This is a genomic window from Dehalococcoidia bacterium, assembly GCA_030648205.1.
GTDB lineage: Bacteria > Chloroflexota > Dehalococcoidia > JAUSIH01 > JAUSIH01 > JAUSIH01.
The window spans coordinates 35,942-47,194 of record JAUSIH010000045.1; the positions used below are offsets into that span (position 1 = coordinate 35,942).

Here is an 11,253-nt window from a genome sequence, read left to right on the forward strand (position 1 = left end):
AAATATGATTAGAACAATTGTACCGCAACCGCGCAAGGGGGAGAGGATGACTTACACAGCCGTACATTAATCCGTAAACTGATTCCCCCTCCGCTCACCCTGAGCTTGTCGAAGGGCGAGCCGTCGTGGTTCGACAGGCTCACCACGAGCGGTTTGCAAGTCAACCCAAGGCTTTGTAGTTGCGTCCGCGTTACGCCTTCTGATAGCCGTTAGTAATGGGCATGCGCCGGTCGCGCCCGAAGGCCCGCGGCGTGATCTTGACGCCGGGAGGCGCTTGCCGCCTCTTGTACTCGTTCTTGTCCACCCAGCGCAGGACGCGCTGCACCGTCTCCGCGTCGTACCCCATGCCGACGATGTCCTCGAAGGTGCGGTCCTCCTCCACGTACGCCTTCAGGATGGGGTCCATGATGCGGTAGGGGACGCGCTCCTCCTCCGTGTTCTGGTTGGCGCGCAGCTCCGGGCTGGGCGGCTTGACCAGCACGCTCTTCGGGATGGGGCCGCGTCCTTCCCTGGAAGGATGGGCGTTGCGCCAGGCAGCCAGTTTGTACGCCAGCGTCTTGGGCACGTCCTTCAGCACGGAGAAGCCGCCCGCCATGTCGCCGTAGAGCGTGGAGTAGCCGATGGACAGCTCACTCTTGTTGCCCGTGGACAGCACCAGCCAGCCGAACTTGTTCGACAGCGCCATCAGGATGTTGCCCCGGATGCGCGCCTGGATGTTCTCTTCCGCCACGTTGGGCTGAGTCCCGCTGAACGGCTCGCTCAGCGTCTCCAGGTACGCCTTGAAAGGCTGCTCGATGGGGATGACCATGAAGCGGACGCCCAGGGCGTCGGCCAGGGCGCGCGCGTCCGCCAGGCTCCCCTCCGACGAGTAGCGCGACGGCATGCCCACGCCCACCACGTTGCGCTTGCCGAGCGCGTCCACCGCGACGCAACACGTCAGGCTGGAGTCAACGCCGCCCGACAGGCCGATGACCACCGTCTTGAAGCCGTTCTTCCGCACGTAGTCGCGGGCGCCCACGACCAGCGCCTGATAGACCTCCGCCATGTCGTCCAGCGGCTGTCCTTCCGCGGAAGGACGCGCGGGCAGCGGTGGCCGCGCCCGCGATGAGGGCCTGGCGCTGACCACGATGCGCTTCAGCTCGCCGATGCCGTGCTCCGGCAGATGCTCCTTGCGCGGGCGGGGCGCGTGCAGGCGCTCGCGCTGCACCCCTTCCACGTCCAGGTCCAGCACCAGCATGTCCTCCTGGAACTGGCGCGCCCGCGCGATGACCTCGCCCTTCTGGTCGAAGACCATGCTGCCGCCGTCGAAGACCAGCTCGTCCTGGCCGCCCACCATGTTGACGTAGGCGATGATAAGCTGGTTGTCGCTGGCGCGCGTGCCCACCATGCGCTCCCTGAAACCCCTCATGCCTGCGTGGTAGGGCGAGCCGTTGATGGTGACAATCACCTCGGCGCCGCCCTCGCGCTGTACCGCCGTGGGGCCGACGGCGTACCAGATGTCCTCGCAGATATTGACGCCCACGTGCACGCCATTGATGACGTAGACGGGGCACTCGCGGCCCGCGCGGAAGTAGCGGTCTTCGTCGAAAACGCCGTAGTTGGGCAGGAACATCTTGTGGTAGACGTCCACCAGCTTGCCGTTGTGGATGACGGCGGCGGCGTTGTAGGTGTCCGAGTTGGAGTCCACGAAGCCCACCACCGCGGTGATGTCTTTGGCGTGCCGCGCAATCCTGTCCAGGCGCTTGCGGTTCTCCGCGATGAACTGGGCCTTGAAGAGCAGGTCCTCCGGCGGGTAGCCGGTGATGGCGAGCTCGGGGAAGGCGACGAGGTCGGCGCCCGCGGCCCTGGCCTTGTCCATGTAGCGCAGGATGCGGGCCGTGTTGCCGTCCAGGTCGCCGACCGTGGGGTTGGTCTGGGCCAGCGCGATGCGGAATGTGCGCATAGCTGAAAGCTTTCCCTGGGTCAGGCTTTGTTGAGCTTGACTATAGCATACATCAGCGCGGGACGGAAAGACGGGATAGCACCAGGCCGCTCGTGGTGAGTCCTTCGGCTCTGCTCAGGACAGACTCTGTCGAACCATGGGGTGGGCCATAGCTGTCACCGCTGGTTCAGACAGACGTAGATTCTTCGCTGCGCTCAGAATGACAAAACACATGCGTTGGGAGCATTCCATCCGCGAAGGATGTCCGGGACGGTGGGGGATGAGATCCGCCTACCCCCCCCCTAGCAGCGCCGTCACCTCGCGCACGTCCGCCACCTCCTCCAGCCGCGCCAGCATCCCGATGGCGCTCCAAACTGTCGGCGCGCGGCGTGGCGTCGTAGCGCGGCGTGGCGCTCGCCGCGATGAAGAGGGTGGAGGGTTAGACCTCACCCACCCGGCCTCCCTCTCCGCACGCGGCGACGGAGGAACGACCACGGCGCGGTTCGCGAAGACGCAGAGAACGGAATCCCCATATAAGAAACGAGTGGGTCTTCTCTGTGCTTCTTGACCGTTTTCTCCGAACGGGAGACCGGAGGAAGGCAATTTCTCAGAGCCGCTGTCACTTAGTGGAACCAAGCGGCAGCCCAACGGTCAAGTTACACATTGTTGTTTTGGCCGAGTGTCGGGTCGTATACTTACGCATACGGTTCGTTAACAACCGGGGAAGAGCCTCCCCCAAACGGACAGGAGATACTGTGTGAGGATAGGTAGGGCAGATGGCGTGGAATACTGGCATTGCGGGACCCGTGCTTGACATTGCGGTTTATCCGAGTACGCCTCTCCGTGTTATGGCCGGTCCTGGAACAGGCAAGACCTTTGCGGTCATGCACAGAGTGGCGAGACTGCTGGAAACCGGGACTTCACCTTCGTCCATCTTGGCTGTTTCGTTTACTCGAACGGCTGCCAACGACTTGATTTCACAACTCAATTCGTTAGGCTCACCTGGAGCACAGAACGTTACAGCTTCCACTCTTCACTCACTCGCGTTCAAGCTCCTGCGAGAAAACGCTGTGTTTCAGGCAACACACCGCGTGGCTCGCCCGTTAACATCATTTGAATCTGACTGCTTGGTGACTGATCTAGCGCCGAACTTCGGCGGGAAAGATGCTGTTAAAGCCCTAGTGAAAGCATTTGGGGCATGTTGGGCGACACTTCAACACCATCAACTGGGATGGCCCCGTGACCCTATTCAACAGAACTTCCAGCGCGAGTTGCTTCGTTGGCTGACTTATCATCAGGCTATCCTGATTGATGAACTGGTTCCTCTTGCCTTGGACTATATTCGACAGAATCCAGCCTCGCCGCATACACCTCAATATGGCCACGTTCTAGTAGATGAATATCAGGACCTGAATCGGGCTGACCAAGAGTTCGTCGACGCTGTAGCCAGGAATGGAGCACTCACTGTGATCGGTGATGAAGACCAATCCATCTACACGATGCTTCGGCATGCACAGCCCGAAGGCATCACGCAGTTCCACACATCTCATTCAAATACCCATGACGTGCCCCTGCATGATTGCAGACGATGCCCCCACCAAGTCGTGCATATGGCGAACGCCTTGATCCTACACAATCATCCACAGCGTCCAAGCACAATTCGGCCAATGCCAGGGAACAGCAATGGCATCGTTTACATTGTTCAGCACAACACGGTCCAACAAGAGATAATCACCTCAGCCGCTTTTGTGCATTGGTTCCTGGGAAATCATCCTGATGTCAAACCAGGGCAGATTCTCGTTTTGTCAACACGACGGATTATCGGGGAATTGATCCGGGATGAGTTGGTCAGGTTAGGTCATGCTTCTCAGAGCTTCTTTGCTGAGAATTATTTTGAGAAACCAACTGCGGCAGAAGGGTACTGTTTACTGACGATGTTGGTTCGGTCCGACGACCGACCTGCATTGCGTGCCTGGTTAGGTATCGGGTCTAGTAATTTGCGTGCTCCCGCTTATCAGCGGATATGGAGCGACACAGACGCGGCGGGGGTCAGTCCCCGCCAATTGCTCGACGGTATTCTTTCAGGTTCTGCTCAAGCGCCGCCTTATACAGACGGTCTTGTTCAACGGTATCACGCACTTGTCACAAGATTATCGGCACTGACCGGAGCAATGGGGACGCCGCTGGTTGACCTCCTGTGGCCACCTGGTAATCCCGAATGTGCGGACATCCGCGCTGTTGCCTTGTCGGTAGCGGCTAACTCTCCTTCGCCGGAGGGAATGTTGGAAGAATTGACCACTGCAATCACTCAACCAGAACTCCCTAGCGCCCAGGACGATATCATCCGTGTGATGAGTCTGCATAAGTCGAAGGGATTGACTGCAAAGTGCGTCTTGGTTACGGGCTGCATCGCCGGAGCTTTGCCCACAATCAAGGCAGGTCTTTCCACACAAGAGCAGATAGCTTCTCTTCAAGAGCAACGGCGGCTGTTTTATGTAGCTGTGACTAGGACCACCGATACCTTGGTATTGAGTGGCGCTGCCTTGGCACCGTGGGGCGATGCAAAGCGCATGGGGATCACTGTCGCGCGCAGCGTCGGGAGTGATGCCGTTCTTCAAGCGAGTCAATTCATGAGCGAATTTGGAACACACGGGCCCACGCCCGTGTCGGGAAACCAATGGCGCTCGGCCCTAGGGTTTTAGAAGGGTTGAGACATAGGGCACGACGGCCTCACTGGCCGTCCAGGGGAGATGAGGTCTAGGAGGTCGGCCCGGTCCTCCGCCCTGCGGAGCGGCGTCCGCGCAGGTAGCGCACGAGGAACAGTCCGGAGCCGACGATGACGACGCTCACGTAGGTAATCGAGCGGTCCAGCAGGATAACGGAGAGCGCCGCCGGGGGCGCCAGCGCCAGCGTCAGCACGCCCGCCACGCCGGTCTCCACCAGCCCCAGCCCGCCCGGCGTGATGGGGACGATGATGAGGATAGCGGACGCCGCCGTCGCGAAGAACAGCAGCGACAGGTCCACGTCGAAGCCGAGCGCCCGCGCCACCAAGTACAGGTGGGCCACCTCCAGGCACCATATCGTAAGGCTCACGACCAGCACCCACGGCAGTTGTCGCAGGCTGCCCAGCGTGCCCTCGTGGAAGAGCGTGTAGAGCCGGGCCAGCGGGACGGGCAGTCGCTTCGCCATGCGAAGGCCCAGCACGCGCATGCCGACCAGCAAGGCGGCGGTCGCCGCCAGCAGCGCCACGCCGACGCCGATGAACAGGGTCGCCTTATCCGGGCTCGCGCGCCCCAAGAGCGCCACGCTGGACAGGACGAGCGACAGGAACACCACCACAATGTCCACCACGTGCTCCGCCGCCAGCGTGCCCAGCGTCTTCGGGAAGCTGACGCGGTTCTCCTTCGCCAGCAGGTACGAGCGATAGACGTCGCCGAGCCGGAAGCCCGTCACCGCGTTCGTGAACCAGCCCAGGTAGCACATCTGCGCCGCGCTCGCTATGGAGGGCAGGCGCACGCCCGGGTCCCGCTCGACGCCCGCGTTCCGCAGGAAGACAAGCCAGCGGTACGCCCGCAGGGGGAAGTTGGCGTAGTAGAAAGCGACGGCCAGGACAAGGAACAGCGGGTTGGCGTGGCTGATGTATTGCCATGTGGAGGCGAAATCAATCTGCACGCGCGTCGCGATGAAGACCACGATGGCCGCGGCGATGGCGAAAGAAATGAGCGTGGGCGCCGACAGGAGACGCCGCTTGAGCGAGACGTCCGGCAGCTTGTCGGCGTCTTGCGGCTCAGTCGTTGGCTGCGCCAGCTTGTCCATGCACCAGGTCCTTCTCGAATCCTAATGGGCGCTTGTGCGGCATCCCCGGACGCCGCGGATAGGCCGGAGGCGTCGGGCGCTCCTTTGCCAGGACGACGAGCGTCCGGCCCGACAGGCCCGGCAGCTCGACGGGCAGGACGTGGAGCAGACGCCCGCCCATCGTGGCGATGGCCTCCGCAGCGCGCTCCACCTCAGCGGCTGCGTCGCTCATCTTGCCCAGCACGGCCCTGCCGCCGATGGCGCAGAAGGGCAGGGCAAGCTCCGCGAGCTCCGCCGTCTCCGCCACCGCGCGCGCCAGCACCAGGTCGTATTGCTCCCGGTACGCGGGGTCATGCGCCCGCGTCTCCGCCCTGTCGGTGACGACCTCCACGTCGGGCAACCCCAGTGTGGAGACCAGATGTCTCAGAAAGTACGTCTTCTTCCGCGCCGATTCCAGCAGCGTCAACCGTATGCCGGGGCAAGCTATCCTTAGCGGTATGCCCGGGAACCCGCCGCCTGAGCCGATGTCCAGCACGCGCATCCCGGCCCGCGGCCCGCCCGGCAGCGCCAGCGCGAAGCTGAGCGAGTCCAGGAAGTGCTTGACCTCCACCTCATCAGGCAGGGTGATGGCGGTCAGATTCACTTGCCTGTTCCAGCGGAGAAGCTCCTCGCGGTAGCGGGAGAACCTCTCCATCTGCGCCGGCGTCAGGCTGATGCCCAGCCGTCGAGCGCCCTCCGTCAGCCGCTCCACATCCGCCTCCCATGCTGCACAATAGGGGGATTATAGCACAGCTATCCCGCGCGAACGGACGCCCGCGCACGCCCGGCGCCCCTTTTCCCCACGCCTCGGAAACCCGTATGATAGGGGCGCGACACGCATCCGCAAGGACGGACACCAATGCAGAATCGCTTTCCTCGCGGTCCCACCTACGGGCTCCTCGTCCTGCCCGTCCTGGCGTTGCTGCTCCTGTCGGCCACGCACGAGGGCCGCGTCCTGGCGCGCACCGCCGCTCTTGTGGCCGAAGTGCTGCCCAACATGCCCGTGCGTCCGCTCCTGTGGTCCCGTCCGGCGGCCCTCCGCGAGACCGTGTCGTTCCCGTCCGCGGCGGGCGAGGCGAAGGCCGAGGTGTACCGCCCTCCGGAGCCGGGCCGCTATCCCGCTCTCATCCTCATGACCGGCGTGACGCCCAACCTGGAGGACCCTGACCTCCGTCGCCTGCTGGAGGGGCTGGCCCGGTCGGGTATCGTCGCGCTGCTGCCGCACTCGGCGCACATGCTGCAGGGCACGGTGAACACCGACGACGTGGAGACTGCGGTGGGCGCCTTTCGCTTTCTCCAGAGGCAGGAGCACGTGGATGCGCGGCGCGTCGGACTGGCGGGCTTCTCCGTCGGCGCGTCCGTGCTGGCCCTGGCCGCCGCCGATGAGCGCATTCGGGACGAGGTGGCCGTCCTCAACTTCTTCGGCGGCTACTACGACGCGGGCGACTACGTGACGGAAGTCGTCACCGGCAGCGTCACGTACGACGGCCAGACACGAGCGTGGAGCACGCGTCCCCAGTACGCGCCGCTCATCAAGGGCCTGCTCATCGCCACGCTGGAGAGCGCGTGGGACCGCGACCTGCTCCAGCGGGCCGTCCTGAAGGGAGAGCAGGCGTCCGCTGAGGAGTGGGCGCGCCTGTCGCCGGACGGGCTGCGCGTCCATGAGTTCCTGACCAACCGTGATCCGATCAAAGGGCGGGAACTCAGGGAAAGTCTGCCGCCCTCCGCGCAGACGGCGCTGCGTCTCCTGTCGCCCAGCCGGGTGGCGGACAAGCTCACGACGCGGGTCTTCATCATGCACGACCGCGCCGATCCCGTCATTCCGTACGAGGAGTCCCGCCGTCTGCGCGACCGTCTGGCGCCCCTCATGCCGCCTGGCCGGTCAAGCTACACGGAGTTCTCCATCTTCGAGCACATGAACCCCACCCGCGGTCTGGACGCCTTCGCCTTCACGCGGGAGGCGGCCAAGCTGATGGCCCACGTGTATGGGGTGATGTTGGCCCTGCTGTGAGAACAGGCCCCATTGCGCGGGCCGGGGCCAGGCGCAACGGAGGCGCGGGGATGCGGCGAAAGAGCGGCAAAGAACCCTTGACAAGCCTGAGCACCGGTGATAAAGTGAACAATGCCCTGTGACATACAAGTCCTGGGTATGTTGTCGCCTGTACGTTAACAACTGAAGAGCAAATTCTTTGTGGAGTGTCCTGTAGGTCAAGTTACACAGGGCACACGGTGGATGCCTTGGCGCCTGGAGCCGATGAAGGGCGTGGCACGGCTGCGAAAAGCCCCGGGGAGCCGCCAAGCAGGCTGATCCGGGGATTCCCGAATGGGGCAACCCAGTCCGGTGAAACCGGACTACTCCGGCTCTGCCGGAGAGGTAAGCGGGGGAACTGAAACATCTTATTACCCCGAGGAAAAGAGACTATTCCCTGAGTAGTGGCGAGCGAAAGGGGAGAAGCCTAAACCCCGTCATCTTAGTGGCCTGAGGGCCTATGCTGACGGGGGGTTGCGAGGCCGGACATGCTTCTACCTCAGTGGGAGCGCGGAGTTACAAAGCTTCTTACTAGCCGAAGGCTCTGGAAAGGGCCGCCATAGAGGGTGATAGCCCTGTAGGCGAAAGAAGAAGGCTCCGGACCGGTTCTCAAGTACCACGAGGGCCGAGGAACCTTGTGGGAATCTGGGGAGACCACTCTCCAAGGCTAAATACTCCAGGCGACCGATAGTGAACGAGTACCGTGAGGGAAAGGTGAAAAACACCCCGGGAGGGGAGTGAAACAGATCTGAAACCGTGTGCCCACAAGCGGTCAGAGGGCCGGGTAACCGGCCTGATGGCGTGCCTATTGAAGAATGAGCAGGCGAGTTAATCGGCGTGGCGAGGTTAAGCCTGGCGAACAGGTGGAGCCGTAGCGAAAGCGAGTCCGAATAGGGCGTCTAGTCGCGTCGATCAGACCCGAAACCGGGTGAGCTACTCCTGGCCAGGGTGAAGGTCAGCGAAAGCTGACTGGAGGCCCGAACCCGTGTGAAGTGCAAATCGCTGGGATGAGCTGGGAGTAGTGGTGATATGCCTACCGAACCCGGAGATAGCTGGTTCTCCCCGAAGTGCATTGAGGTGCAGCCTCAGAGGAAGACTGACGGAGGTAGGGCTCTGAATGGGTAAGGGGGCTAACCACTTACCAAACCCAATCAAACCACGAATGCCGTTAGTTAATCCCTGGGAGTGAGTCGATGGGGGATAAGCTTCATCGACGTGAGGGGAACAACCCAGACCGCCCGCTAAGGTCCCTAAGTGCAGGCCAAGTGATAAGGAAGTCGTTTCGCTTAAACAGCCAGGAGGTTGGCTTAGAAGCAGCCATCCTTTAAAGAGTGCGTAACAGCTCACTGGTCGAGGGAGACGGCGCCGACAATTTATTGGGACTTCAGCCTGCCACCGAAGCGACGGCTCTTTCGGTGCCTTCGGGCACCGCGAGGGGGTAGGGGAGCGTTCCCTCCAGCAGTGAAGGTGCGACCGTGAGGTCCGCTGGAGCGGAGGGAAGAGCGAATGCCTGCGTGAGTAGCGTTTAGGCGTGTGAAAACCACGTCCGCCGCAAGCCGAAGGTTTCCTACGCAACGTTCTTCGTCGTAGGGTAAGTCGGGCCTAAGCTGAGGGCTAGCGCCGTAAGCGATGGACAGCCGGTTAGTATTCCGGCACCGCTCTGCAAGCGTTATCAACGTCGGGGGGACCCAGAGAGGTAAGCAAGGCGCCCCCATTGGACATGGGGCGTCCCCCTTTTGGTGCCAGGTCGCGATTGGCAAATCCGTCGCGGCCGTTACGAGCGAAGGAAGGGGGGAAGTTTCGGGGCGACTCGGAGCAACCCTGTTGATCCTGGACTGGCAAGAAAATCCGCGGCGTGAGTCTGCAGAGCGCCCGTACCGTAAACCGACACAGGTCGGCGGGGATCAACGTCCCCAGGCGGTCGAGAGAACCCTTGGGAAGGAACTAGGCAAACGAGCCTCGTAACTTCGGGATAAGAGGCGCCCTCCGGAGTGCAAGCTCTGGAGGGCCGCAGCGAAGCAGCTCGGGCGACTGTTTAACTAAAACACAGGTCTGTGCCAAAGCGTAAGCTGAGGTATACGGGCCGACACCTGCCCAGTGCCGGAAGGTTAAGGAGAGGAGTTCGGGGGTAACCCCAAAGCTCTGAACTGAAGCCCCGGTGAACGGCGGCCGTAACTCTAACGGTCCTAAGGTAGCGTAGCCCCTTGTCGGGTAAGTTCCGACCCGCATGAAAGGTGGAACGACCTGAGCGCTGTCTCCCCAAGGGACTCGGCGAAATCGAAGTATCCGTGAAGATGCGGATTTCCCGCAGCAGGACAAAAAGACCCCGTGAAGCTTTACTGTATCTTGGCACTGCACAGGGGTGAGGGATGCGTAGTATAGGTGGGAGGCTTTGAAGGGGCGGTCTCGGCCGTCCTGGAGCCAACAGTGAAATACCACTCTTCTCTTACTCTAGTGCTCACCGGCCCTGACACAGGTCTGGGACAGTGCTAGGGGGGCAGTTTGACTGGGGCGGTCGCCTCCCAAAAGGTAACGGAGGCGTCCCAAGGTTCCCTCAGGGTGGATGGTAACCACCCGTGGAGTGTATGGGCATAAGGGAGCTTGACTGTGAGGCCTACAAGCCGAGCAGGGGGGAAACCCGGGCCAAGTGATCCTACGGTACCGCGTGGGCGGGCCGTGGCTTATCGGATAAAAGCTACTCCGGGGATAACAGGCTGATCGAGCCCAAGAGTTCATATCGACGGCTCGGTTTGGCACCTCGATGTCGGCTCGTCGCATCCTGGGGCTGCAGGAGGTCCCAAGGGTCCGGCTGTTCGCCGGTTAAAGCGGTACGCGAGCTGGGTTCAGAACGTCGTGAGACAGTTCGGTCTCTATCCGCTGTGGGCACAGGAAAGGTGAAGGGAGTCTTCTTTAGTACGAGAGGACCGAGAAGAACCGACCACTGGTGTGCCAGTTGTTCCGCCAGGGGCATCGCTGGGTAGCCACGTCGGGAAGCGATAAGCGCTGAAGGCATCTAAGCGCGAAGCGCACCCTAAGATTACCTTTCCCACCGGGTGACCGGGTAAGGCCGCAGGAAGACTACCTGCTTGATAGGCGACATGTGGAAGGCGCGCAAGCGCCGGAGCTTAGTCGTACTAATCGGCCGAGGACTTGACCTATGGGGCACTTTGCAAAGAAAACTCTTCAGCGTCCAGGCACCGTCGCGGGGTGGAGCAGTGGCAGCTCGTCGGGCTCATAACCCGAAGGTCGGTGGTTCGAATCCACCCCCCGCTACCAAGAAAGCGACATGAAAAGGCCCCTGATCAGATAGACGGGGGCCTTTTCCTTTGGTGATTAGGTAAGGTTTGGCACAAAATCGCAGAGGTACTGAACTAACCGAGGGAAGATGTCCTCCTGGCGATGATTGTAGCGGAACTCCAGTTCCTTGAGGTACAAAGGGAAGCGTTGGGGAGACACCCCATGATGCTTG

The 11,253-nt window shown here is 61.9% G+C and carries 6 protein-coding genes, 1 tRNA gene and 1 rRNA gene; 4 read left to right on the plus strand and 4 right to left on the minus strand.

Features of this window, described 5'->3' with window-relative positions:
- Positions 1-190 precede the first annotated feature (190 nt).
- Positions 191-1,942, minus strand: a complete 1,752-nt coding sequence (locus Q7T26_05445) for an NAD+ synthase (GenBank protein MDO8531599.1) — start codon at positions 1,940-1,942, stop codon at positions 191-193.
- A 755-nt stretch (positions 1,943-2,697) separates the two neighbouring features.
- On the opposite strand from Q7T26_05445, the gene Q7T26_05450 reads away from it, so the two are divergent.
- Positions 2,698-4,623 carry an ATP-dependent helicase gene (locus Q7T26_05450; GenBank protein ID MDO8531600.1) on the plus strand — a complete coding sequence of 642 codons (1,926 nt, stop codon included), beginning with the start codon at positions 2,698-2,700 and terminating at the stop codon, positions 4,621-4,623.
- 55 nt (positions 4,624-4,678) lie between these two features.
- Here the strand turns inward: Q7T26_05450 and Q7T26_05455 are convergent, their stop codons facing one another.
- Both Q7T26_05455 and rsmG read right to left on the minus strand, forming a co-directional pair.
- Complete coding sequence (locus Q7T26_05455) at positions 4,679-5,737, minus strand: lysylphosphatidylglycerol synthase transmembrane domain-containing protein (protein ID MDO8531601.1); 1,059 nt, start codon at positions 5,735-5,737, stop codon at positions 4,679-4,681.
- Positions 5,709-6,467 (minus strand): 16S rRNA (guanine(527)-N(7))-methyltransferase RsmG, encoded by a 759-nt coding sequence (gene rsmG, locus Q7T26_05460; GenBank protein MDO8531602.1) that lies wholly within the window; start codon positions 6,465-6,467, stop codon positions 5,709-5,711. The genes Q7T26_05455 and rsmG overlap by 29 nt, the downstream gene beginning before the upstream one ends.
- 147 nt (positions 6,468-6,614) lie before the next feature.
- On the opposite strand from rsmG, the gene Q7T26_05465 reads away from it, so the two are divergent.
- The 3 genes from Q7T26_05465 (at position 6,615) to Q7T26_05475 (ending at position 11,060) form a co-directional block, all read left to right on the plus strand.
- Complete coding sequence (locus tag Q7T26_05465; GenBank protein ID MDO8531603.1) at positions 6,615-7,766, plus strand: hypothetical protein; 1,152 nt, start codon at positions 6,615-6,617, stop codon at positions 7,764-7,766.
- Positions 7,767-7,961: 195 nt separating this feature from the next.
- Positions 7,962-10,942 (plus strand): 23S ribosomal RNA (locus tag Q7T26_05470).
- A gap of 43 nt (positions 10,943-10,985) precedes the next feature.
- Positions 10,986-11,060, plus strand: a tRNA-Met gene (locus Q7T26_05475).
- 57 nt (positions 11,061-11,117) lie between these two features.
- Here Q7T26_05475 and Q7T26_05480 read toward each other — a convergent pair.
- Positions 11,118-11,253: DDE transposase (locus Q7T26_05480; GenBank protein MDO8531604.1), on the minus strand; the 136-nt coding region annotated here is incomplete at its 5' end.

Coding starts and splice junctions, on each gene's coding strand:
- Q7T26_05450 (MDO8531600.1), top strand. CDS start 2,698: ATGGCGTGGAATACTGGCATTGCGGGACCCGTGCTTGACATTGCGGTT.
- Q7T26_05445 (MDO8531599.1), bottom strand. CDS start 1,942: ATGCGCACATTCCGCATCGCGCTGGCCCAGACCAACCCCACGGTCGGC.
- Q7T26_05465 (MDO8531603.1), top strand. CDS start 6,615: ATGCAGAATCGCTTTCCTCGCGGTCCCACCTACGGGCTCCTCGTCCTG.
- Q7T26_05455 (MDO8531601.1), bottom strand. CDS start 5,737: ATGGACAAGCTGGCGCAGCCAACGACTGAGCCGCAAGACGCCGACAAG.